Source organism: Mesorhizobium sp. M0923 (genome assembly GCF_040319365.1).
Taxonomy (GTDB): Bacteria; Pseudomonadota; Alphaproteobacteria; order Rhizobiales; family Rhizobiaceae; genus Mesorhizobium.
Map to the genome: position 1 here is coordinate 1 of NZ_JAMYNW010000018.1, position 21,797 is coordinate 21,797.

Below are 21,797 nucleotides of genomic sequence, written 5' to 3' on the forward strand. Positions count from 1 at the left end.
GAGTTCTTTCGTGCGCACCCCGGCAAGACCGCCGCTGGATGGCCTGAAGAAAAGGCTCGACCGTTCGCGCGCCGAGAGCGCGCGCATGCCGCGCGACGGCTTCCTGCGCGAGACCTTCGTGCTGCCGCGCTCCGACGCGCGCCTCAAGGCGAAAGAGTGGTTCGAGCGTTTTCCCAAGCAGGCCTATTGGACAGAGATCGAAAGCTGGTTCGAGCGGCCGGGCGACGTCATCGAATTCACCATCAGGCGGCTGCCGGCGGCGGATTAACGCTCGATCAACAGCCGTCTCGCTCCCGGCCCCCGGGTGCTCAGCCGATCGCCCTTGTTCCGCAGCGGGCATTTGTCAATCGACATGCAGCCGCAGCCGATGCAGTCCGTCAGCCCGTCGCGCAGCTTCTTGAGCTGGGCAATCTTCTGGTCGAGTTCGTCGCGCCAAGCCGTCGACAGCAGATTCCAGTCCTCGCGCGTCGGCGTTCGGCCTTCAGGCAGTGATCGAAGTGCTGTGCCGATCTCGGCCAACGAAATGCCGACCTCCTGCGCCACCTTTATGATCGCCACACGCCTCAGCACGTCGCGGCCGTAGCGCCGCTGATTACCGGCGGTACGGTGGCTGCGGATCAGCCCGCGCGCTTCGTAGAAATGCAGCGCCGACACCGCGACGCCGCTGCGCATCGCCACCTGGCCGACTGTTAATTCCGTTGCCGCAGCCATCTCCGATTTTCCGCTTGACCTCAAGTTAAGTTGAGCTTGTAACGAAGAAATTCTGGATAGGCAAACCGCAGGAGAAGGCGATGTGCGCCTGGGTTAGAATGACAAGCGAGGGCGCAGTCGTCGACCAGAAAGCGGCCGTACTCGCCGCGCGCGCCGACGGTCTGCAAATCCTATCCAAGCTGCCGCGTCGCCTCGCCGGCCACCATGGCGACGGAAAGCGCGACGTTGATGCTGCGCGCGGTGCCCTGCATCGGGATGGTAAGTCGCGCATCCGCCGCCTCGTGGACATGATCCGGAACGCCTGCGGATTCGCGGCCGAACAGAAGAACGTCGGCGCCGGTGAAGACGAAATCCGTATAGGCGCTCGCGGCTTTGGTCGACAGCAGCACCAGCCGCCGCGCTTCGCCTTTGCGCCAGTCCTCGAAGGCGTGCCAGTCGACATGCCGGGTCAGCGCCGCCATTTCGAGATAGTCCATGCCGGCCCGTTTCAGCGCCCGGTCGGAGAGCGGGAAGCCGGTCGGTTCGATGATGTCGACCCCAAGGCCGAGGCAAGCGGCGAAGCGCAGGATAGTCCCGGTATTGCCGGCGATATCCGGCTGGTAGAGCGCAATGCGGAGACGGTCGTTCATTTCCGCGTCTTTCTAATAAGTGGCAGATCAGCCACAGAGCTCTCGCGGTTTTGGAAATTCCTGGACTGGCGGGTGGTCATTTTCTGCGAAGTCGGTTATACGGCCAGCATTGTCAACCCGAACCGATGAAGGGGTAATTCATGATGGCCATGCACATCCACCACCCCTCTCGTGGGCTTACCAGCCCGACGGCGGTTTCGGTACGACGATTCTCCTGAACTTCTAGACTTCAATCGCACCGATTCCCGCCGAAACCTTTTTCGGCCTTCGAAGGAATCCGGCGATGTTTTTCAAGCTGTCGAAGGGGCTGAACGCCCCACCTGAACGTGCTTCGACCGATATCACCCTTGCCGCGCGGCGCGTGCCCACGGTCCGGGTTGGTTCACCCTTCTATCTGCATCTTCAACTGGAGGACGGACCGATGTTCGATCCCTGTAGAATACCCGGCTCAAGAAGCCTGCACGAGCGCAAAACCGCGACTTGGGCGCTTTTAATCGGCGAGACCTACTCGTCGGCGGTTCACGCCGAGACCCGCCAGCGTCCGCATCGCGGCATGCTGCCGGACGTCGATTTCTCGCATGCCGTTCCGGACTATAGCCGGCCGTCGCTGGTGCGCCGGATCATCAGGCTCATCCGGCCTGGTGCAAAAACCGGCGCGAAAATCCGGATCGTCAAAACGTCGTCAGCATCGTCAAACGAAACTGTCGGCGAAAGGCCCGCGACAACCTATATAGCCCGAAGCAGGACCGGCGAGGCGGACGATTCCGTATCGCCGGTCCTTGACGCCATGCGGTCTGGGCACGTCGTCCGTTCCCGTGCCGCGTGAGCGGAAACAATATTGTGAGCATCACTATGTTTAGCTGGTTTGAAAAAAGGCTCGATCCGTTTCCGGCTGCGGAACCGGTCGAGCCGCCGAGGACGCTGATCGCCTTCTGCGTGCATTATACGCGCGGCGCGTGGCCCTACATCGCTCTCGATGCGGTGCTGGTGACGGCCATCGCGCTGGCTGAGGTGTGGATGTTCGGCTTCATGGGCCGGATCGTCGACTGGCTGTCGGCGCAGAATCGCGAGACGTTCCTGCAGACCGAAGGCTTGAAGCTGGCCGGCATGGCCTTCATCGTGGTTTTCGCGCTGCCGGCGACGGTCTGGTTCCATTCGCTCCTCAACCAGCAGACGCTGATGGGCAACTATCCGATGCGTATCCGCTGGCAGGTGCATCGCTATCTGCTCAAGCAGTCGATGAGCTTCTATCAGGACGAGTTCGCCGGACGCATCGCGACCAAGCTGATGCAGACTGCGCTCGCGGTGCGCGAATGCGTCATCAAGCTCATCGACGTGCTCAATTATATCGTCGTCTATTTTCTCGGCATGCTGTTCATCGTCGGCTCGGCAGACTGGCGGCTGGCGGCGCCGCTTGCCGTCTGGCTTGCCGGCTATGTCCTGCTCTTGCGCTATTTTATCCCGCGGCTGGGCAAGGTCGGTGAGGAGCAGGCCAATGCGCGCTCGACCATGACCGGCCGTGTCGTCGACAGCTACTCCAACATCCAGACGGTCAAGCTGTTCTCGCATGCGCGGCGCGAAGCGTCCTTCGCCCGGGAAGGCATGGCCGGCTTTCTCGATACCGTCTATCGGTCGATGCGGCTGGTGACGCAGCTCTACGGCCTGCTCTACATCCTGAATTCGCTGCTGTTGTTTTCGGTCACGGCGATCTCGCTGTGGCTGTGGCTCGGCCAGGCCGTGACGATCGGCGCCGTCGCCCTAGTCATCGGCCTCGTGCTTCGGCTGTGGGGCATGTCGCAATGGATCATGTGGGAGATGTCCACGCTGTTCGAGAATATCGGCACGGTGCAAGACGGCATCAGCTCGATCTCGCTGCCCCGCCTCGTCGAAGACAGGCCTGGGGCCAAGGATATTGCCGTGACCAAGGGCGAGATCCGTTTTGAGGACATCCGCTTCCACTACGGCAAGCAGAAGGGCGTGATCGAAAGCCTGTCGCTGACGGTGAAGCCGGGCGAGAAGGTCGGCATCGTCGGCCGTTCGGGTGCCGGCAAGTCGACGCTGGTCAATCTTCTGTTGCGCTTCTACGACCTTGAAAGCGGCAAGATCCTGATCGACGGCCAGGACATCGCGGCGGTGACGCAGGACTCGCTGCGCGCCCAGATCGGCATGGTCACGCAGGACACCTCGCTGCTGCATCGTTCGGTGCGCGAGAACATCCTCTATGGCCGGCCGGACGCCAGTGACGAGATGCTGGTCGAGGCGGCACGCCGCGCCGAAGCGCTTGATTTCATATCAGGGCTTTCGGACGCCGGTGGCCGCAAGAATTTCGACGCGCATGTCGGCGATCGCGGCGTCAAATTGTCCGGCGGCCAGCGGCAACGCATTGCCATTGCCCGCGTTATGCTGAAGGACGCGCCGATCCTCATTCTCGACGAGGCGACGTCCGCGCTCGATTCCGAGGCCGAGGCGGCCATCCAGGAGAACCTCTACAAACTGATGCAAGGCAAGACCGTCATCGCCATCGCGCACCGGCTGTCGACGATCGCCGCCATGGACCGGCTCGTCGTCATGGACAAGGGCCGCGTCATCGAAGAAGGTTCGCATGAGGAACTCGTTGCCAGCGGCGGGCTCTACGCCCAGCTCTGGCAGCGCCAGTCGGGCGGCTTCCTGCTCGACGACGGCCCCTCTGCCAACGATGCAGCCGCCAACGATGCACTCGCCAAGGGTGAAGCCGCCGAATGATGACTGCCATCTACCGCTGGTTCGAGAACTGGGTCTATCCGTTCCGGGAGCCCGCGGACCTTCGGCCACCTGCCGGCGTCAGGGGTTTCCTCTGGCACTATGTCGGGCAGGCGAAGATCGCTTTCTTCGCCATGCTGGTGATCGGCGGCATCGCGCCGTTGGTCGAGGCCGGACTGTTCTACTTCGTCGGGCGGCTGGTCGACATCCTCGACCAGCTTCCTGGCGAACGTAGCTGGCATGCCTTGTGGACTGCCGCCGGCCCCGAACTTGTCTTCATGATCGCCGTGGTGCTGGTCATCCGCACCATCGTCGTCGGCCTGTCGGCGCTGGTCGACGAGCAGACGATCACGCCGGGTTTCTATAATCTGGTGCGCTGGCAGGCGCATCGCCATGTGTCGCGCCAGTCCTACGCCTTCTTCCAGAACGATTTTGCCGGACGTATCGCGACCAAGGTCTGGCAGGCGGGGCAGGCGACCGGCGATCTGATGGAAAGCTTCATCGAGGTCGTCTGGTTCATGGTCGTCTATACGGTGACGACGCTGGCGCTGGTCGCCGGGCTCGATCTCAGGCTGGCGGTGCTGGTGGTGATCTGGATCTCAGCCTTCGGCCTGCTGGCCAGACGCTATTTGCCGGCGATCCGCAAGCATGCCGAGGCCACCGCCGAAGCCGGCTCGATGATCACCGGCCGCATCGTCGATTCCTATTCGAACGTGCAGACGCTGAAGCTGTTCTCGGCCGATGGCGACGACCGCTATATCAGGAACGGCTTCGACATCTATCTCGACGCGCTGCGCCCGTTCACCCGCCGGCTGACCGGCGTGCGCATGGCGCTGACCATGCTGTCGGGGATCATGATCACGGCGATCGCCTGCTTTGCCGTCTATCTCTGGGTCGAAGGCTCGATCACCGTCGGCGCCGTCGCCTTCACGTTGTCCTTGGTGCTGCGGCTGAACATGCTGCTCGGCCGGCTGATGATGCAGCTCAACAGTATTTTGCGGAACCTCGGCGTGCTGGAAAACTCGAAGGCGCTGATCTCGAAGCCGCTCGGCCTGACCGATGCGCCCGACGCGAAAGAGCTTCTCGTTGGCGGTGGGCGCATCGACGTCAGAAACGTCGAGTTCCATTACGGCAAGGGGTCCGGCGTGCTCAACGGCATCGACCTCGTGGTGCGGCCGGGTGAAAAGGTCGGACTGGTCGGGCCGTCCGGCGCAGGCAAGACGACGCTGGTCAACCTGATCCTGCGCCTCTACGACCTCGAGAGCGGCAAGATCACCATTGACGGGCAGGACGTCTCCAGGGTCACGCAGAATTCGCTGCGCGCTAATATCGGCGTCGTCAGCCAGGATACGGCACTTTTCCACCGTTCCTTGCGCGACAACATCAAGCTCGGCATGTCGGAAGCAACCGACGCCGAGGTGATCGCGGCAGCGGAGAAGGCCGAGGCGCAGGAGTTCATCCTCGGCCTGCGCGACAGTCGCGATCGTACTGGCTATGAAGCCTTTGTCGGCGAGCGCGGCGTCAAGCTCTCGGGCGGCCAGCGCCAGCGCGTGGCGATCGCCCGCGTCTTCCTCAAGGACGCACCGATCCTGGTGCTCGATGAGGCGACCTCGGCGCTCGATTCCGACATCGAGGCGGCAATCCAGGAGAATCTGGCAAGGCTGATGGAAGGCAAGACAGTCATCGCCATCGCGCACCGGCTGTCGACCATCGCGGCACTCGACCGGCTGGTGGTGCTCGACGAGGGCCGCATCGTCGAACAAGGCACGCATGACGAACTGGTTGCGCTCGACGGGCTCTATGCACGGCTGTGGAAACGGCAGTCCGGCGGCTTCCTGTTCAACGAAGAGAGCGCGTTGGCCGAGACCCGGCCGGCGGAGTAGTTTTCCATAGACCGGAGTGAAATCATGGCGGTGAGATTGCCATCGAATTTTGGACGGTCCGGCGCGCAGGAGAGCGCGTTGGATCTGCTTGGCCATGAAATCCTCGGCGAAAACGCGGCAGCGCTCGGCCGCGCCGGCCGGCGCGTCGAGAAAACACTGACGAGGCTGCGCGAGAATGGCGACAGCGACGATCGACCCCGGCTGCTCAAGGACGCAGCCGACGCGGTGCACGGCTATTTCATCCAGCGCGAACTCTGCGGCCTGCGCAAGCACGACGCGGTGATCCGGGAATACAATATTCCCAAGGCCGTGCTGGCCAGGCTCGGCGCCAGCGTATGATCCAAACCGGAATCGGTTTGGGAGGCGTTATTCCAGCCACTCGGTGATGAAGCTGCCGTTCTCGTGTATGTCGGTGGTTTCCAGCGGGCCTGGCCCGAGATTGGTGAATTTGTGCGGCGTGTCCGGCGGTACGATCAGGATCTGGCCGGCCGTGGCCTCGATCTGCCGGTCGCCGACGGTGACCAGGCCGGTCCCGGTCCGGATGATAAAAATCTCGCAATAGGGATGGCTGTGCAGCCTGGGGCCGCCGCCGATCTCAGGCAGGTAGTTGAAGATCAGGCAGCTGTTGGAGCCGTAGGCGCCGCATTGCAACTCGCCCTGCCAGTGGTCGGGCGCCTCGGCCCATTTGTCGCGGTCTATAACATGCGCCATAGGGCGAGGATAAACCGCGCCAGCGCCCGCTGTCGAGGCGAACGCAGTCGTTTGGTTTTCCTGCGATTTTCCAATCATTCCATCGGGCAAATTACGTCCCCGCGACAATCTGCCCTTGTGCCTTCACCCGTCTGGACAAAAACAGGCTTCACGCATAAACCCAAGTCCCAAATGCCGGAGGAATTCGCTAGCCTGTTCGCCATGCGCTGTCGGGCCGGCGCGATTGAGCGGGAACAAGGCTCGGCCGCCGGCATGGAAGAGGCGAAAGGATCAGGCACCCGTGAGCGCAACCGACACCCAGGATCCCAACCGTCGTGATTTTCTCTACGTCGCCACCGGCATGGCCGCGGTGGTCGGCGCGGGCGCCGTCGCTTGGCCGTTCATCGATCAGATGCGTCCGGATGCCTCGACGCTGGCCCTTGCCTCGGTTGAGGTCGACGTCTCTTCGCTGACGCCAGGAATGTCGCTCGTTGTGAAGTGGCGGGGCAAGCCGGTGGTCGTGCGCAACCGCACTGAGCAAGAGATGAAGGACGGCGAGGCAGTCAATCTCGCCGAGCTCAAGGATCCAATTGCCCGCAATGCCAATTTGCCGGCCGACGCGCCGGCGACCGACGCCAACCGCACCACGCCGGGCAAGGAAGCGTGGATGGTGATGGTCCAGGTCTGCACCCATCTCGGCTGCATCCCGCTCGGCCAGGAAGGCGATTTCGGCGGCTGGTTCTGCCCGTGCCACGGTTCCGTATACGACACCGCCGGCCGCATCCGGAAGGGGCCGGCACCCGAGAACATGGCGGTACCGGTGTTCCAGTTTATTTCCGACACCAAGATCCGTATCGGCTGAGGCAAGGGATATTTCGATGAGCGAGGGACACTCGACCTATACGCCCAAGACCGGCATCGGACGCTGGTTCGATTCGCGCATGCCCCTGCCGCGGCTGGTCTATGACAGCTTCATCGCCTATCCGGTGCCGCGCAATTTGAATTATGCCTGGACCTTCGGCGGCATCCTCGCGCTCATGCTGGCGGCGCAGATCCTGACGGGTATCGTGCTGGCCATGCACTACGCGGCCGACAGCACTCTCGCCTTCGATTCGGTCGAGAAGATCATGCGCGACGTGAATTCGGGCTGGCTGCTGCGCTACCTGCATTCGAACGGCGCGTCGTTCTTCTTCGTCGCCGTCTACATCCATATCTTCCGTGGCCTCTACTACGGCTCCTACAAGGCGCCGCGCGAGCTGCTGTGGATCCTCGGCTGCATCATCTACCTGCTGATGATGGCGACCGGGTTCATGGGCTATGTGCTGCCTTGGGGCCAGATGAGCTTCTGGGGCGCCACCGTCATCACCGGCTTCTTCACCGCCATACCGCTGGTTGGCGACTGGATCCAGCAGCTTCTCCTCGGCGGCTTCGCGGTCGACAATCCGACGTTGAACCGCTTCTTTGCGCTGCATTACCTGCTGCCGTTCATGATCGCCGGCGTCGTCGTGCTGCACATCTGGGCGCTTCACGTCGTCGGCCAGAACAATCCGACCGGCATCGAGGTCAAATCGAAGACCGACACGCTCGCCTTCACGCCTTACGCGACCATCAAGGACGGGTTCGGCATGATCGTGTTCCTGTTCGTCTTCGCCTATTTCGTGTTCTACCTGCCGAACTATCTCGGCCATCCGGACAATTACACCGTGGCCAACCCGCTGAAGACGCCGGCCCACATCGTGCCGGAATGGTACTTCCTGCCGTTCTACGCGATCCTGCGCGCCATCACCTTCAATATCGGGCCCATCAACTCCAAACTCGGCGGCGTGCTCTGCATGTTCGGCGCGATTGTAATGCTGTTCCTGGTGCCGTGGCTCGACACCTCGAAGGTGCGCTCGGCTGTCTACCGGCCCTGGTACAAGCTGTTCTTCTGGCTGTTCATGGCCGACGCCATCCTGCTCGGCTGGCTGGGCTCGCAGCCGGCCGAGGGCAGCTATGTGTTCATGGCGCAGATGGCGACGCTGTTCTACTTCGCCTTCTTCCTGGTAGCGCTGCCGGTGCTTGGGCTGATCGAGACGCCGCGGCGGCTGCCGAATTCGATCACCGAGGCGGTGCTCGAGAAGAACAAGGGTGGCGGTGGACATCCTGCCGGCGCCACGGCCGCGCCGGAAACCAAAGGCTGAGCATGATCCCGAAAAGTGGAAACCGGTTTTCGGACAAGATCATGCTCGGGACGATGACCGCGCGTCAGAGAATCTCAAGGGGATATGGCATGAAGAAGATTCTCGCCTCGTTGGCGCTGCTTGGCCTTGTGGCCGCGGGCATTGGGGCCACAGGCACTGGAGCGAGCGCCCAGGAAGAGGCGCACAATGAGGCGGCGCCGACGCATTTCCCGATTGACGAACCGAAGGAAATGGACTGGAGCTTCGCCGGGCCATTCGGCACCTACGACAAGGCCCAGCTGCAGCGCGGGCTCAAGGTCTACAAGGAAGTCTGCTCGGCCTGCCATTCGATGAATTTGGTGGCGTTCCGTACGCTGGAAGGCCTTGGCTATTCGGATGCGCAGATCAAGACGCTGGCGGCCGAATATACGATCCATGACGGCCCGAACGATGCCGGCGACATGTTCGATCGTCCCGGCAAGCCGTCCGACCATTTTCCGCCGCCGTTCCCCAACGAGGAAGCGGCGGCGGCGGCCAATGGCGGTGCAGCACCGCCCGACATGTCGCTGCTGGCCAAGGCGCGCGGCGTCGAGCGCGGCTTCCCGCGCTTCGTGTTCGACATCTTTACGCAATATGCCCAGGGCGGCCCCGACTACATCCACTCGCTGCTGACCGGCTACGACCAACAGCCGCCGGCGGGCATGGTCATACCAGAAGGCACGCACTACAATCCGTACTTCCTGTCCGGCGTGTCGCTGAAGATGCCGAAGCCGCTCTCCGACGGCCAGGTTACCTATGATGACGGGGCGCCGCAGACGGTCGACCAGTATTCTCGCGACGTGTCGGCCTTCCTGATGTGGGCGGCAGAACCGCACCTCGAGGACCGCAAGAAGACCGGCTTTCGCGTACTGGTCTTCCTGCTGCTGTTCGGCGCACTGGTCTACCTGACCAAGCGCAAGGTGTGGGCCGGCGTGGCGCACTGAGCCCTGCGATATAAGAGAATGCGAGGGCGTCGAAAGGCGCCCTTTTCATTGCAGGCATGTCGATTCATCGCAGCCGGCGCTGAACAAGGCCCTTTGCCGGACAATTTTCCGTCAGGCGTCACATGGCGGTAGCCGGACTTGGCTGCACCGGGTTACGATTGGCCAATTCCTTTCACGTCTTTAGCCGAATCTGAATGGCCCGGAGAGCCGCTTGATGAAGTCCCCGCTCGAAGAGACGCTGCTTGCCGCGATCCGCACCATTCCGGATTATCCCAAGCCGGGCATCCTGTTTCGCGACATCACCACGCTGCTCGGCAATGCGCGGGCCTTCCGCCGCGCGATCGACGAACTGGTGCATCCCTATGCCGGCCTGAAGATCGACAAGATCGCCGGCATCGAGGCGCGCGGCTTCATCCTCGGCGGCGCCATCGCCCACCAGCTCTCAGCCGGCTTCGTGCCGATCCGCAAGAAGGGCAAGTTGCCTTACGAGACGGTGCGCGTCGCCTACAACCTGGAATACGGGCTGGACGAGATGGAGATGCACAAGGACGGTGTTTCTCCGGGCGAGAAGGTAATCCTCGTCGACGATTTGATCGCCACCGGCGGCACGGCGGAGGCGGCCGTCAAGCTATTGCGGCAGATCGGCGCCGACATTCTCGCCGCCTGCTTCGTCATCGACCTGCCGGACCTTGGCGGCCGCGAGAGGTTAGAGGGGCTCGGCGTGCCGGTGAGGACGCTGATCGGGTTTGAGGGGCATTGAGCGTTTCTTCCTTCTCCCCCGTGGCAGAAGGGAAGAATTCCGCTCACCCCACCTTCACCAGCACGGCACTTTCGAATTCGATCACCTTGTCGCCCGTCGAATCGAAGGCCTCTGAGCGGAGCGTCAGCAGCCGCCAGCCCGGTCGCGAGGCAATGGGGCGGTGGGCCAGCGCCGTGCGGGTGAAAGTCACGGTTTCCCCGGCATAGACAGGTTTGGGCCATTTGAGGTTCTTGAAGCCGGGCGAGGGGCCGAATTCCGGCACCGGCCCGGGGCCGGGCCAGCGGGCGACCTCTGCCTCTATGCCAGCCTGGAGGTTCAATTTCATCCAGGTGGCGGCGGTGTGCCAGCCCGAGGCGCAGAGCCCGCCGAATATGCTGTTCCTCGCCGCCTCTTCATCGATGTGGAAAACTTGCGGATCGTATTTGCGGGCGAACGCCTTGATCGCCTCCGGTTCGAATCGATGCGAACCGAGCGTGACGGTGATACCGATGCAGAAGAATTCGTCGAGGCTCACGCACTGCCCTCGCGGGTGAGGAACATGACGGCGTTTTCGAGCTCGAAAACACCTTCGCCGCGCTGGTTGAATAACTCGCTGCGCATGGTCACCAGGCCAAGCCGGGGCTTCGATCTAGACAGGCGCTTGGCAAGGACGGTGGTGCTGCCGCTCAACAGGTCGCCGGCCAGGACCGGCCGTTTCCATTTGACCTGGTCGACGCCTGGCGCGCCCTGGGAGGTCGAGTCGAGCAGGAAGGCATCGCACAGCATGCGCATGAACATGGCGCAGGTGTGCCAACCCGAAGCCGCCAGCCCGCCGAGGATGCTGGCCTTACCCGCAGCCTCGTCGAGATGCATCGCCTGGGCATCGAACTCGCCGGCGAATTCTATGATTTCGGCGGCGCTTACCAGCTTGGTGCCGAGGTCGAGCGAAGCGCCCTCGACAAAATCCTCATAAGCCCAGGTCTTTGCGGTCATGGTCTGGAAATCCTGTTCAGGATTGTACGATCGCTGCGGGTCGGGGTCCCGGATGCAGGCAGCGCGGCATTTGGTCAAGCAATTTCTAGTGCGCCAGCCTGCGGCGCCCAAGCCGCAGCGGAGGTATTGATGACCCTACAGCCAGCCGCGGCGGCGGAAATACCAGAAGGGCAGGATTGCCGAAAGCACCATCATGCCGATGGCGAAGGGATAACCAAAGTGCCATTTGAGCTCGGGGATGATGTCGAAATTCATGCCGTAGATTGAAGCGACAAGCGTCGGCGGCAGGAAGATGACAGCGGCGACGGAGAAGATCTTGATGATGGCGTTCTGCTCGATCGAGATCATGCCGAGCGTCGCGTCGAGCAGGAAGCTGATCTTCTGCGACAGGAACGTGGCGTGGTCGGCGAGCGACAGCACATCGCGCGACAAGGTCTTGATGCGGGCGCGGGTATCCTTGCTCATCCTGGTCTGCGTGGAGGCATGGGCGAGGAAGCCGGCAAGGCGCTGCAGCGAGATCAGGCTGTCGCGGACCGAGGAGGCGAGATCCTCCTTGCGGCCAATGCCTTTCAACAGCTCCTGGAAGTCGCGGTTGCGCTTGGAAACCTTGGTCGAGCGTGCCTCGAAGATGTCGCGCGAGATCGCCTCGACGTCGCGGCCGGCGCGCTCCAGAATGTCGGCGAGGCGGTCGACGATCGCCTCCAGTAGTCCGATCAGGATGGTGTCGCCGCTGGTGCAACCGGTCGCCACCTTCTCGGCGCGCTGCGGAAAGGTCTTAAACGCCTTCGGTTCGTGGTACCGCACGGTGATCAGCCTGCTGCCGGCGAGCACGAAGGTAACCGGCGACATCAACGGATCGTCCACCTCGGTCTGCGCAGGCAGAATGGCGGTCATGAAGTAGGCGCCGTCCTCGACGTAGAGACGGCTCGAGATCTCGATCTCTTCCATCTCTTCGCGGGTCGGAACGGCGATGCCGAGCCAGGTCTCAATTGTCGTCTCTTCTTCCTTTGTCGGGTTGAAGAGGTCGACCCAGACCACAGTGTCGCTGTTCTGCAGGAGATCGTCGACCAGGCGCAGGCGATCATTGTCGACGACGAAGGCCTTGATCATCGCCGGGTCTCCCTTGCTGTTGCCAAAGAGCGTTCGTTGGAGGGGCGCGTCAGTCAGATCGCACGGACACGGGCAGGTGAGGCGCGAGGCCGGTGCAAAGGCCCCTTAGACCCCGCACGACGGCCCGTCAAGCAGCGCAAGAGGCACTGCGACCCCTGCTTTGAAGTTTGGCATCGAGCGGCGGCAATGGTGGCCGCTGGGCTCCCTCGCCTGGTCAGGTGTTGAACTTGAACAGCATGATGTCGCCGTCCTGGACGACATACTCCTTGCCTTCGTCGCGCGCCTTGCCGGCCTCCTTAGCCGCCACTTCGCCGCCCAGCCTGACGAAGTCGTCATAGGCGATGGTCTGGGCGCGGATGAAGCCGCGCTCGAAATCGGTGTGGATAACGCCTGCCGCCTGCGGCGCCCTGGCGCCCTTGTTCACGGTCCAGGCGCGTGTCTCCTTCGGCCCGACGGTAAAGTAGGTGATGAGCTGCAGCAGCTCGTAGCCGGCGCGGATGACCTTGTTCAAGCCGGGTTCGTCCAGGCCGAGCGTTGCCAGGAATTCCATTTCCTCTTCGTCCGAGAGCTGGGCGACCTCGGCCTCGATCGCCGCCGAAATCACAACGGTGCGGGCACCTTGCGCGGCCGCCATCTGCTCGACCGCCCTGGTATGGGCGTTGCCGATGGCGGCATCGGCTTCGGCGACGTTGCACACGTAAAGCACCGGGTGCGACGTCAAAAGGTTCAGTCCCTGCAGGATGCGCAGATCCTCAGCCGAGATGCCGTTGAGCAGGATGCGGGCGGGCTTGCCGGCCTGCAGTAGTTCAAGCGCCGCTTCCATCATGGGAAGTACGGTCGCTGCCTCCTTGTCCTTGCCGGCGGCACGCTTGCGGATCTGCACGATGCGGCGCTCGAGGCTGTCGAGGTCGGCAAGCATCAATTCGGTTTCGACGGTCTCGGCATCGGCGACAGGATCGATGCGGCCCTCGACATGGGTGATGTCGTCATCCTCGAAACAGCGCAGCACATGGACGATGGCGTCGACCTCGCGGATGTTGGCGAGGAACTGGTTGCCCAGCCCTTCACCCTTCGAGGCGCCGCGCACCAGGCCGGCAATGTCGACGAACGAGATGCGCGTCGGGATGATCTCCTTCGACTTGCCGATCGCGGCGATCTTCTGCAGGCGCGGGTCGGGCACCGCCACCTCGCCGGTGTTCGGCTCGATGGTGCAGAACGGATAATTGGCGGCCTGTGCCGCCGCCGTCCTGGTCAACGCATTGAAGAGCGTCGACTTGCCGACATTGGGCAAGCCAACGATGCCGCATTTGAAACCCATTTTTGTCTGGTCCTATCGGGAAATCGAAATTTGATCAGGGCTATGGGCGAAAGCGCCGACGATCGTCAAGGCGCAATTCAATTCAGACGCTGCGCGATGTCATCGGTGCCTATCGCCAACGCGTGAACGCCGGACCTGCTCAGTATTTGCAGAAGATGCCAGAACGCGTCGACATCCGCGGTTCCGAAATCGATCGTCAGTTGCCCCTCGAGCAATTGCGCACTGTGAATGATGCTTCCTACGGTCTCCGATGTTTCACGCTCGCCATCGATATCGAACCAGCCGCGAAACCATTCGTCGAAGAGATCGCCGTCAAGCTCATTTACGGGGAATTTGAAATGAACCTCGTCCCACTTGAACGGTGAGATGAGGACATCCATTCCACCGATCCCGGCGTGAATATCCGGAGAGAATTTCACATAGGTATCGCTATTGATGAACTGCGGATTTGGCTGTCCGTCATTGCCGACGAAATCAACCGCGATGAGATTTCGATAGAAGGAATCGACGTTCGAAAACTTGACCTCGGTCGCATGCGATCCTTGGCCGTTGCGAGCAAGTTCGCCGGCAGCGGCGACGAAATAATCAACATACTTCTGCCTTACGCGGCGAACCAATTGCTGGACGTCATCCATATTCATGGCTCAGTCCTTGCCGCCAAAAAGCTTCTTCAGCATCGCCGCCATCGGGCCGGTTTCGGGCAGCTTGGCCGCTGGCTGCTGCGGCCGCGCCTGGCGGACATGGCTTTGCACCTTTGGCGCCTTGGGTGGCGGGCGGTCGTCGTCGCCCGTCGGCGTGAGCTTCTCGCGCAGCGCCAGCGTCACGCGATTCATGAACGAATTGTCGTCGCCCTTGGCAAGCAATCCGGCACCATCGGCGATTGCGTCGAGCAGCACGTCCAGCCATTCGCGGTCGCCCTTGGCGAAATCGCCGAGCACATGGCCGTGCACCATTTCCTTGACGCCGGGGTGGCCGACGCCGATGCGCACACGGCGAAAATCCTTGCCGACGTGCTGGTCGAGCGAGCGGATACCGTTGTGGCCGCCGGAACCGCCACCGACCTTGACCCGAACCTTGCCGGCGGCAAGGTCGATCTCGTCATAAAAGACAGTCAGCGCCGAAGGGCCGAGCTTATAGAAGCGCAAGGCTTCGCCGACCGATTGGCCGGACAGGTTCATGAAGGTCTGCGGCTTGATCAGGATCACCTTGTCGCCGGCAAGCGTGCCTTCGGCGATCAGCCCCTGGAATTTCTTCGACCAGGGCGAAAAGGAATGGCGGCGGGCGATCGCGTCCGCCGCCATGAAGCCGACATTGTGCCGGTTGTTGGCGTATTTCGCGCCCGGATTGCCGAGGCCTGCAAAGACAAGCATCGTCGCCTCCGGGCGGGAAGGGGTTACTTCTCTTCGGCGGCAGGAGCCGCTTCGGGCGCAGCCGCTTCAGTCGTCTCTTCTACGGCCTCCGGCTTCATCGCCGAGGAGCCGGCAATGGTCGCGATGGTGAAGTCACGGTCGGAGATCACCGGCTTGACGCCGGCCGGCAAGGTGACGGCCGAAATGTGGATCGAATCGCCAATATCGGTGCCGGTGAGATCGATGGTGATGAAATCCGGGATCGCATTGGCCGGGCAGTGGAATTCGACCTCGTGGCGCACGATGTTGAGCACGCCGCCGCGCTTGATGCCGGGCGACTTGTCTTCATTGATGAAGTGCACGGGCACGTCGACATTGACTTCGGTGTCCTTGCCGATGCGCAGGAAATCGACATGGACCGGGAAATCCTTGACCGGGTCGAGCTGGAAGTCCTTGGGCAGAACCTGGATCTTGTTCCCGTCGACATCGATCGTGGCGACCGTGGTCAGAAACCCGCCGCCATGGATCTTGTAGTAGATGTCCTTATAGGTCAGCGCAATCGCCAGGGGAGGCTGCTTGTCGCCGTAAATCACTGCAGGCACTTTACCGTTGCGGCGAACTGCACGGGCGGACCCCTTACCGACCTGTTCGCGCGCTTCGGCCTTGAGCTCGTAAGTATCGTGGCTCATGGCATTTCCTTTCGCGTTGTTCTGGAGCGTTCGCGGCCGGCAACGTGCCGGGGCCGTAAACGTCGAAAGCCGACATAGCTAACGCATGACCTGGTCCGAAAACCGGAATCCACTTTTCGGGATCATGCGGGAAGGCGGCCTTCCGCCGCGTTGCCTCCAAGGGTGTCTACGCGGGTGGCGGCTCTATAGCGGAAGGCGGCGCGAGGTGCAAGCGGGGTGGAAGGTGCCCAGGGACGGACCGTGTCCCATCAATGTCAGGCCGGAAACGGCAGTGCCGAAAGCAATGCTGCAATGTACAGTCCGACGCCAAAGGACAGATGGGTCATCAGGCTGCGCAGGCGCGCAGTGCGCGGATTGGGAACTTTCGAAGCCGCGATGCCGATCCCAAAAGCCGGTTGCATCACGAAGAACGGGGCGACGATGGTGCAGACGCCGACCAACAGGGCCGGAAGCACTGTCGGGTGCCGTGCCCAGTCGAGGCTCCACACTCCAATCAGCGCCGCGGCAAATACGATGCCGGTCGCGTAATGTGCGCTCCATCCAATGGCGGTTTCGCCGCGAACGCGAGCAGCTTGCGCGATATTCGCGTGCGCGAAACGGCCACGCGGAAAGTGTCCGATCCAGCGGCCGACCCAGGCGTAATCAAGCGATGGAATCGCGAGCATTCGCTTCAGAAACCATCCCCAAAGGTCCATCAGGGCTGTCGCGCCGATACCAATGACGGCCGCACGGACAACGAACTCCAACATTTTTGCTCTCCTGTTTCACCCGTCAGACATTAACCAATTAGAATCAATCATTCAACATATTGATTGATTGATTAATTAATGCTAGCCAAGTCAAATGAAAAGCACGGACGTTCACCACCCGATCTTCGACGAAGTAGCGGATCTCGCCCGCACCTTGGGGCATGCCCACCGGCTGGTTCTGCTGCGTCACATTGCCGATGGCGAACTGGCCGTCGAGCAGCTGACGCAGCTTTCGGGGATCGCATTGGCGAATACGTCGCAGCATCTTCAACATCTCAAGCGAGCGGGCCTGGTGCAGACCCGGCGAGACGGAAAACGCGTTCTGTACCGGCTTGCAGATGTCCCAATCGAAAACGTGTTCGCGGCGCTGCGAAGCCTTGCAAACCATAGACGCGAGCAGATCCGTGAGTTTATCAACGACAGCATTAGCCAGCCGGACAGGCTGGAAAACATCTCGCGCGAGGAACTCGTGCGCCGCATGCGAAACGACGAAGTCGTGCTGCTCGATGTCAGGCCGCAGAACGAATTCGCGACGGGGCATTTGCCGGGTGCGATCAACATTCCCGCTGATGAGCTGGAGCAGCGGCTTGCGGAGCTTCCACGAGAGAAGGTCGTTGTCGCCTATTGTCGTGGGGTCCAGTGCGTTCTGTCGGCCGACGCTTTGGCAATCCTGAGGGCACGAGGCTGGGCCTCGCGCCGTTTCGAAGGCGGCTTGCCCGAGTGGGCAGCTGCAGGCCTGGGTGTAGAGGGAACGAACTACGAAAGCGGCTGACGGCCGCCAAATCGGCGTCGCCGGGCCTGGCCCAAATAACCGCAGGCGGCTGGACGGGCGCGTCGGAAGAGGGGATTCGCTTAGAAACCGAACCCGGGCTTCACCCGACCGTGGTCACCTTCCTCGCTTCCTTCATGTTAGGCAGAAAAACCGTCAGCAGCCCGAGTAGCGGCAAATACGAGCAGACCTGGAAGACGAAATCGATGCCTTTCATGTCGGCGACGACGCCAAGCACGGCGGCCGCGATGCCGCCCATGCCGAAGGCGAAGCCGAAAAAGATGCCGGCGATCATGCCGACCCGGCCGGGCACGAGTTCCTGCGCGAAGACGACGACGTTCGAGAAGGCCGAGGACAGGATCAGGCCAATCAGCACGGTGAGAACCATCGTCCACTCGAAATTGGCATAGGGCAGGGCCAGGGTGAAGGGCAGCACGCCGACGATCGAGAACCAGATCATCGCCTTCTGCCCGTAGCGGTCGCCGAACGGGCCGCCGAGCAGGATGCCCAGGGCCGAGGCGCCGAGGAACAGAAACAGCATAACTTGCGACATCTGCACCGAAACGCCGAATTTATGGATGGAATAGAAGGTGTAATAGCTGGCAAGGCTGGAAATATAGGCGTTCTTGGTCAGTACCAGCAGTGTCAGCACCAGCAGCGCTCCCATCACCTTGCGGCGCGGGAAGGGCGAGACGAAGCCTGCCGCCTTGCGGGTGCTCTGCGCGGCACGCAGGCGGCTGTACCAGCCGCCGACCTGCCACAGCACGATGATGCCGATCAGCGAGCCGCCGGCGAACCAGGCGATGCTGGTCTGGCCGAAGGGCACGACGATGAAGGCTGCCAGCAGCGGCCCCATGGCCTGGCCGAAATTGCCGCCGACCTGGAACAGCGACTGTGCCAGGCCGAACCTGCCACCAGAGGCGAAGCGCGCGATGCGCGAGGATTCCGGGTGGAAGATCGCCGAGCCAATGCCAATCAGCGAGGCGCCGATGAGGAGCAGCGAGTAATGTCCAGCATAGGCCAGCACGACCAGGCCGATCAACGAAGAGGCCATGCCGTAGGGCAGCGAATACGGCATCGGCCGCTTGTCGGTAATCATGCCGATCACCGGCTGCAGCAAGGATGCCGTCACCTGGAAGGTGAAAGTCAAAAGGCCGATCTGCCAGAAATCGAGACCGTAATTGTCCTTCAGCAGCGGATAGATCGCCGACAGCAGCGACTGCATGATGTCGTTGATGCAATGGCAGAAGCTCACCGCCAGGATGACGGTGAAGGCCGTCGCCTGAGCTGAAATGTGGCTGGCCGCTGCCGGCTTGGCGTCGGCGGTTGCTGTGGTATCGGTCAAGGCAGGCTCCGTGGTCTTTTTGGCGGGCGCTCCCGCAGGCGGTCTTATGGGCCGGCTGCCTTATACGTTGCTTGTCACGCGACTTCTTTCGTGGTTTGGTCCAATAGTTTCGCAAGTGGGCCATAGCTGATGCCGCATGGCAGGGAAATGTTCAGAGCGGGCGATACCGATCTTGGGCTGTTGCATGAGCGTCGCTGGCAATGGCTGGAGCAGGCCGTCGGGCCGGCGGTGGCGCTGCCGACCGAATATCCGGACGGCTATCACGTGCCGCGGCACCATCACAGCCGCAGCCAGTTGCTGCACGCGCTGGTCGGTGTCGTGCTGGTGACGACGCGGCATGGGCGCTGGATGGTGCCCCCCAACCACGCGATGTGGATCCCAGCCGGCACCGAACACTCGGTTGAGATGCTGGGCGACGTCAGCATGCGCTCCGTCTATGTGATGCCGGAGGCCATTCCCGGCCTGCCGGACGGGTTGCGCGTCGTCGGCATCACCGACCTGATGCACAGCCTGATCGTGGAATCGGAAAAGCTGCCGCAGGGCGCCGAGCTGGAGGGGCGGGGCGGGCTGATCATGAAGCTCCTGCTGCACGAAATCCCGAACCTGCCGCAACGGCCACTCGGACTGCCGTTCCCGTCCGACGCAAGGCTGGCAGCGCTGTGCCGGCGCTTCGTCTCGGCACCGTCACCGCACGCGACGATCGATGAATGGGCCGCTATCGTCGGCATGAGCCGCCGCTCTTTCACCCGCGCCTTTCATCGCCAGACCGGATTGTCGCTGTCGACTTGGCGCCAGCAGGCCTGTCTGTTCGCGGCGCTGCCACGGCTGGCCGACGGCGAGCCGATCACAAGGGTGGCGCTCGATCTCGGCTATGACAGCGTGCCGGCGTTCATCACCATGTTCAAGCGCATGCTGGGAGCCTCGCCACGCGGTTACATGCTCGGCGCCCGTGATGCTGGTGAAGGTGTGCGGCGAATAAGCGGTCCGGCTCGGCCTGAGTCGCAGCCCTAAAGCGCGTCGCGTTCGACCGGTCTCATGCGACGCGCTTTAGGGTCTTGTTTTATGCATGTCGTTGTCGCAAAACCGCTGCTCACTTTTGCGCGACATGTATTAATCGAACAGGCTCGACACCGATTCCTCGGTTGCCGTGCGGGAGATCGCCTCGCCCATCAGTTCGGCGATGGAGATGACGCGGATATTGGCGGCGTCCAGCACTGCCTGGGTCGGCTGGATGGAATCGGTGATGACCAGTTCCTGCAGTTTCGAGGCGCCGATGCGGGCGATGGCGCCGCCGGACAAAACGCCATGGGTAGTATAGGCGGTGACACTGGTGGCGCCGTCGGCAAGCAGCGCATCGGCCGCATTGCATAGCGTGCCGCCCGAATCAATGATGTCGTCGATCAACAGGCAATCCTTGCCGCGCACGTCACCGATGACGTTCATGACTTCCGATTCGCCGGGGCGCTCGCGACGCTTGTCGACGATGGCCAACTGGGCATCGATGCGCTTGGCGAGGGCACGGGCGCGGACCACGCCGCCGACATCCGGCGACACCACCATGACATTGGCGAGCTGCTTGTATTTCGCCTTCACGTCACGCGCCATCACCGGCACGGAAAACAGATTGTCGGTCGGGATGTCGAAGAAGCCCTGAATTTGCCCGGCATGCAGATCCAGCGTCAGCACCCGGTTGACGCCCGCCCGCGTGATCATGTTGGCTACCAGCTTGGCCGAGATCGGTGTGCGGCCGGAGGCGCGGCGGTCCTGCCTGGCATAGCCGAAATAAGGAATAACCGCAGTGATACGCTTGGCCGAGGAGCGCATGAAGGCGTCGATCATGATGAGCAGTTCCATCAGATGATCGTTGGTTGGGAACGAGGTGGACTGCAGGATGAAGACGTCCTCGCCTCGCACGTTCTCCTGGATCTCGACGAAGATTTCCTGGTCAGCGAAGCGCCTGACGCTGGCCTTGCCCAGCGGAATGTTGAGGTAGCGGGCGACTGATTCGGCCAGCACCCTGTTGGAATTGCCCGCGAAGAGCTTCATGCACCGTTCCTGGCGAAGGATTGAGAGACTCCGATAGCACTCCAGCCTCTTAGTCGGGCTTTTAGCGGCCCGCGCCGGTATTGCAAGCGTCGTGAATGGGAATCCGCCGGCTAATCTCAATAATCGCTTACGGCTTGACGATGCGGCGATAGGCCCACTTCGATGCCGACAGAATCGGGATAGCTTCTATCTTTCAGTCTGAGCATGCTCTTTTCCGAAAACCGGATTCCACTTTTCGGAATCATGCTCCAGGTCAGCCGGCGCCGCCGCCAAGCCAGGTGGCGAACTGGTCGATTGTCTGGTCGGCAATCGCCTGCATGGTCGCCGGCGCGACCGCCGCCCAGCCTTCGCCGCCACCGACGGAGGGCGCCTTCTGCTGGCCGTTGATGCGATGCAGCCGGTTGCCGGCCGGGTCATAGATGTCCCAGACATAGATGACGGTGGTGTCCTTGCCTTCCGTCATGGTCGAGAAATAGCCCTTGAGCACGTGCGTTGGGGTCTGGTCGGTGCTGCCGGCCAAGGTGATGCCACGCTGCCTGGCGCGTGTCTGAAGCTCGGCGGTCAGCGGTGTCGCGGCTTCTACCGAGGCGCCGACGATCGGCGCCACCTGCAGCCGGGTTCGCGCAATGGCAGCGGCGCTTTTGGCGGGCGGCACGGCTGCTGCCGCCGGAGGCTGCGCTGTATCTGCAGTTGGCGCGGTGCCGGAAGACGGCGCCGCAGTTGAGGGGGGCGTTGCGGCGCCGCCGGCTCCGGGCAGGGATTGGGTCGATTGCGGGGCGATGGCCGAGGGTTCGAGAACGTCCTTCGCATTGGTGCAAGCCGCCAGCGCCAGCGCCGCGAGCAATGACACGGTCGTCACATGCGATCGTCTCATTAGCCTGAAAACTCCTTGGCGA

The 21,797-nt window shown here is 62.3% G+C and carries 25 protein-coding genes; 11 read left to right on the forward strand and 14 right to left on the reverse strand.

From position 1 onward, the window contains the following. The first annotated feature begins 10 nt into the window (after positions 1-10). On the forward strand, positions 11-268 hold the full coding sequence (locus tag NKH89_RS25730) for a hypothetical protein (protein WP_352910611.1): 258 nt from the start codon (positions 11-13) through the stop codon (positions 266-268). Here the strand turns inward: NKH89_RS25730 and soxR are convergent. Both soxR and NKH89_RS25740 read right to left on the reverse strand, forming a co-directional pair. After that, on the reverse strand, positions 265-711 hold the full coding sequence (gene soxR / locus NKH89_RS25735; protein WP_023719213.1) for a redox-sensitive transcriptional activator SoxR: 447 nt from the start codon (positions 709-711) through the stop codon (positions 265-267). The genes NKH89_RS25730 and soxR overlap by 4 nt on opposite strands. A 170-nt stretch (positions 712-881) precedes the next feature. Further along, positions 882-1,340, reverse strand: coding sequence for a tRNA (cytidine(34)-2'-O)-methyltransferase (locus tag NKH89_RS25740; RefSeq protein ID WP_352858895.1), 459 nt, complete (start codon positions 1,338-1,340; stop codon positions 882-884). Between the two features lie 283 nt (positions 1,341-1,623). Between NKH89_RS25740 and NKH89_RS25745 the strand changes: the two genes are divergently transcribed. Genes NKH89_RS25745 through NKH89_RS25760 form a run of 4 tightly spaced genes read left to right on the forward strand, consistent with a single transcriptional unit; the run spans position 1,624 to position 6,301 of the window. After that, positions 1,624-2,166 (forward strand): hypothetical protein, encoded by a 543-nt coding sequence (locus NKH89_RS25745; RefSeq protein ID WP_352482080.1) that lies wholly within the window; start codon positions 1,624-1,626, stop codon positions 2,164-2,166. A 26-nt stretch (positions 2,167-2,192) separates the two neighbouring features. After that, complete coding sequence (locus NKH89_RS25750; RefSeq protein WP_352482081.1) at positions 2,193-4,082, forward strand: ABC transporter ATP-binding protein; 1,890 nt, start codon at positions 2,193-2,195, stop codon at positions 4,080-4,082. Beyond that, complete coding sequence (locus tag NKH89_RS25755; protein ID WP_352546823.1) at positions 4,079-5,962, forward strand: ABC transporter ATP-binding protein; 1,884 nt, start codon at positions 4,079-4,081, stop codon at positions 5,960-5,962. The genes NKH89_RS25750 and NKH89_RS25755 overlap by 4 nt, the downstream gene beginning before the upstream one ends. Before the next feature lie 24 nt (positions 5,963-5,986). Next, positions 5,987-6,301, forward strand: coding sequence for a DUF6665 family protein (locus tag NKH89_RS25760; RefSeq protein WP_352910500.1), 315 nt, complete (start codon positions 5,987-5,989; stop codon positions 6,299-6,301). 27 nt (positions 6,302-6,328) lie between these two features. Here the strand turns inward: NKH89_RS25760 and NKH89_RS25765 are convergent, their stop codons facing one another. After that, complete coding sequence (locus tag NKH89_RS25765; protein ID WP_352858896.1) at positions 6,329-6,673, reverse strand: cupin domain-containing protein; 345 nt, start codon at positions 6,671-6,673, stop codon at positions 6,329-6,331. A gap of 280 nt (positions 6,674-6,953) precedes the next feature. On the opposite strand from NKH89_RS25765, the gene petA reads away from it, so the two are divergent. The 4 genes from petA to NKH89_RS25785 all read left to right on the forward strand — a co-directional run bounded on the left by petA (position 6,954) and on the right by NKH89_RS25785 (position 10,554). Further along, positions 6,954-7,514, forward strand: a complete 561-nt coding sequence (gene petA, locus NKH89_RS25770) for a ubiquinol-cytochrome c reductase iron-sulfur subunit (protein WP_023719206.1) — start codon at positions 6,954-6,956, stop codon at positions 7,512-7,514. A gap of 16 nt (positions 7,515-7,530) precedes the next feature. Beyond that, positions 7,531-8,832 carry a cytochrome b gene (locus tag NKH89_RS25775; protein ID WP_352516104.1) on the forward strand — a complete coding sequence of 434 codons (1,302 nt, stop codon included), beginning with the start codon at positions 7,531-7,533 and terminating at the stop codon, positions 8,830-8,832. Positions 8,833-8,921: 89 nt separating this feature from the next. Further along, positions 8,922-9,794, forward strand: coding sequence for a cytochrome c1 (locus tag NKH89_RS25780; RefSeq protein WP_023719204.1), 873 nt, complete (start codon positions 8,922-8,924; stop codon positions 9,792-9,794). Between the two features lie 214 nt (positions 9,795-10,008). After that, positions 10,009-10,554 carry an adenine phosphoribosyltransferase gene (locus NKH89_RS25785; RefSeq protein ID WP_352910503.1) on the forward strand — a complete coding sequence of 182 codons (546 nt, stop codon included), beginning with the start codon at positions 10,009-10,011 and terminating at the stop codon, positions 10,552-10,554. Positions 10,555-10,597: 43 nt separating this feature from the next. Here the strand turns inward: NKH89_RS25785 and NKH89_RS25790 are convergent, their stop codons facing one another. The 8 genes from NKH89_RS25790 to NKH89_RS25825 all read right to left on the reverse strand — a co-directional run bounded on the left by NKH89_RS25790 (position 10,598) and on the right by NKH89_RS25825 (position 16,741). After that, positions 10,598-11,068, reverse strand: coding sequence for a MaoC family dehydratase (locus tag NKH89_RS25790; RefSeq protein ID WP_023719202.1), 471 nt, complete (start codon positions 11,066-11,068; stop codon positions 10,598-10,600). Beyond that, entirely contained in the window at positions 11,065-11,526 is a 462-nt protein-coding gene (locus NKH89_RS25795; protein ID WP_023719201.1) for a MaoC family dehydratase, read from the reverse strand. The genes NKH89_RS25790 and NKH89_RS25795 overlap by 4 nt, the downstream gene beginning before the upstream one ends. Before the next feature lie 135 nt (positions 11,527-11,661). Beyond that, entirely contained in the window at positions 11,662-12,636 is a 975-nt protein-coding gene (corA, locus tag NKH89_RS25800; RefSeq protein ID WP_023719200.1) for a magnesium/cobalt transporter CorA, read from the reverse strand. 214 nt (positions 12,637-12,850) lie between these two features. Continuing rightward, entirely contained in the window at positions 12,851-13,954 is a 1,104-nt protein-coding gene (ychF, locus tag NKH89_RS25805; RefSeq protein ID WP_023719199.1) for a redox-regulated ATPase YchF, read from the reverse strand. Between the two features lie 77 nt (positions 13,955-14,031). Continuing rightward, positions 14,032-14,595, reverse strand: coding sequence for a hypothetical protein (locus NKH89_RS25810; protein WP_352482088.1), 564 nt, complete (start codon positions 14,593-14,595; stop codon positions 14,032-14,034). A gap of 3 nt (positions 14,596-14,598) precedes the next feature. Continuing rightward, on the reverse strand, positions 14,599-15,324 hold the full coding sequence (gene pth / locus NKH89_RS25815) for an aminoacyl-tRNA hydrolase (RefSeq protein ID WP_352496088.1): 726 nt from the start codon (positions 15,322-15,324) through the stop codon (positions 14,599-14,601). 23 nt (positions 15,325-15,347) lie between these two features. Beyond that, the gene (locus NKH89_RS25820; RefSeq protein WP_023719196.1) at positions 15,348-15,992 is read right to left on the reverse strand and encodes a 50S ribosomal protein L25/general stress protein Ctc; all 645 of its coding nucleotides are present in this window, start codon (positions 15,990-15,992) and stop codon (positions 15,348-15,350) included. Positions 15,993-16,246: 254 nt separating this feature from the next. After that, positions 16,247-16,741, reverse strand: a complete 495-nt coding sequence (locus NKH89_RS25825; RefSeq protein WP_023719195.1) for a DUF2938 domain-containing protein — start codon at positions 16,739-16,741, stop codon at positions 16,247-16,249. Between the two features lie 94 nt (positions 16,742-16,835). On the opposite strand from NKH89_RS25825, the gene NKH89_RS25830 reads away from it, so the two are divergent. Continuing rightward, entirely contained in the window at positions 16,836-17,513 is a 678-nt protein-coding gene (locus tag NKH89_RS25830) for an ArsR/SmtB family transcription factor (RefSeq protein WP_352496089.1), read from the forward strand. A gap of 100 nt (positions 17,514-17,613) precedes the next feature. Here NKH89_RS25830 and NKH89_RS25835 read toward each other — a convergent pair whose 3' ends face one another. Then, positions 17,614-18,855 carry an MFS transporter gene (locus NKH89_RS25835; protein WP_352496090.1) on the reverse strand — a complete coding sequence of 414 codons (1,242 nt, stop codon included), beginning with the start codon at positions 18,853-18,855 and terminating at the stop codon, positions 17,614-17,616. 129 nt (positions 18,856-18,984) lie between these two features. Between NKH89_RS25835 and NKH89_RS25840 the strand changes: the two genes are divergently transcribed. Further along, positions 18,985-19,866 (forward strand): AraC family transcriptional regulator, encoded by an 882-nt coding sequence (locus NKH89_RS25840; RefSeq protein WP_352591744.1) that lies wholly within the window; start codon positions 18,985-18,987, stop codon positions 19,864-19,866. A 99-nt stretch (positions 19,867-19,965) separates the two neighbouring features. On the opposite strand, the gene NKH89_RS25845 is transcribed toward NKH89_RS25840, so the two are convergent. Next, positions 19,966-20,901, reverse strand: coding sequence for a ribose-phosphate pyrophosphokinase (locus NKH89_RS25845; RefSeq protein ID WP_023678427.1), 936 nt, complete (start codon positions 20,899-20,901; stop codon positions 19,966-19,968). 253 nt (positions 20,902-21,154) lie between these two features. After that, complete coding sequence (locus NKH89_RS25850; protein WP_352591747.1) at positions 21,155-21,775, reverse strand: hypothetical protein; 621 nt, start codon at positions 21,773-21,775, stop codon at positions 21,155-21,157. Positions 21,776-21,797 lie beyond the last annotated feature (22 nt).

Bases quoted from the DNA above. Each gene is read 5' to 3' on its own strand.
- pth (WP_352496088.1), bottom strand. From the start codon at position 15,324: ATGCTTGTCTTTGCAGGCCTCGGCAATCCGGGCGCGAAATACGCCAAC.
- NKH89_RS25780 (WP_023719204.1), top strand. From the start codon at position 8,922: ATGAAGAAGATTCTCGCCTCGTTGGCGCTGCTTGGCCTTGTGGCCGCG.
- NKH89_RS25755 (WP_352546823.1), top strand. From the start codon at position 4,079: ATGATGACTGCCATCTACCGCTGGTTCGAGAACTGGGTCTATCCGTTC.
- NKH89_RS25785 (WP_352910503.1), top strand. From the start codon at position 10,009: ATGAAGTCCCCGCTCGAAGAGACGCTGCTTGCCGCGATCCGCACCATT.
- NKH89_RS25825 (WP_023719195.1), bottom strand. From the start codon at position 16,741: ATGTTGGAGTTCGTTGTCCGTGCGGCCGTCATTGGTATCGGCGCGACA.
- NKH89_RS25750 (WP_352482081.1), top strand. From the start codon at position 2,193: ATGTTTAGCTGGTTTGAAAAAAGGCTCGATCCGTTTCCGGCTGCGGAA.
- NKH89_RS25820 (WP_023719196.1), bottom strand. From the start codon at position 15,992: ATGAGCCACGATACTTACGAGCTCAAGGCCGAAGCGCGCGAACAGGTC.
- NKH89_RS25740 (WP_352858895.1), bottom strand. From the start codon at position 1,340: ATGAACGACCGTCTCCGCATTGCGCTCTACCAGCCGGATATCGCCGGC.
- NKH89_RS25795 (WP_023719201.1), bottom strand. From the start codon at position 11,526: ATGACCGCAAAGACCTGGGCTTATGAGGATTTTGTCGAGGGCGCTTCG.
- NKH89_RS25765 (WP_352858896.1), bottom strand. From the start codon at position 6,673: ATGGCGCATGTTATAGACCGCGACAAATGGGCCGAGGCGCCCGACCAC.
- NKH89_RS25830 (WP_352496089.1), top strand. From the start codon at position 16,836: ATGAAAAGCACGGACGTTCACCACCCGATCTTCGACGAAGTAGCGGAT.
- NKH89_RS25775 (WP_352516104.1), top strand. From the start codon at position 7,531: ATGAGCGAGGGACACTCGACCTATACGCCCAAGACCGGCATCGGACGC.
- NKH89_RS25745 (WP_352482080.1), top strand. From the start codon at position 1,624: ATGTTTTTCAAGCTGTCGAAGGGGCTGAACGCCCCACCTGAACGTGCT.
- soxR (WP_023719213.1), bottom strand. From the start codon at position 711: ATGGCTGCGGCAACGGAATTAACAGTCGGCCAGGTGGCGATGCGCAGC.
- NKH89_RS25810 (WP_352482088.1), bottom strand. From the start codon at position 14,595: ATGAATATGGATGACGTCCAGCAATTGGTTCGCCGCGTAAGGCAGAAG.
- ychF (WP_023719199.1), bottom strand. From the start codon at position 13,954: ATGGGTTTCAAATGCGGCATCGTTGGCTTGCCCAATGTCGGCAAGTCG.
- NKH89_RS25760 (WP_352910500.1), top strand. From the start codon at position 5,987: ATGGCGGTGAGATTGCCATCGAATTTTGGACGGTCCGGCGCGCAGGAG.
- NKH89_RS25850 (WP_352591747.1), bottom strand. From the start codon at position 21,775: ATGAGACGATCGCATGTGACGACCGTGTCATTGCTCGCGGCGCTGGCG.
- NKH89_RS25840 (WP_352591744.1), top strand. From the start codon at position 18,985: ATGCCGCATGGCAGGGAAATGTTCAGAGCGGGCGATACCGATCTTGGG.
- NKH89_RS25845 (WP_023678427.1), bottom strand. From the start codon at position 20,901: ATGAAGCTCTTCGCGGGCAATTCCAACAGGGTGCTGGCCGAATCAGTC.
- corA (WP_023719200.1), bottom strand. From the start codon at position 12,636: ATGATCAAGGCCTTCGTCGTCGACAATGATCGCCTGCGCCTGGTCGAC.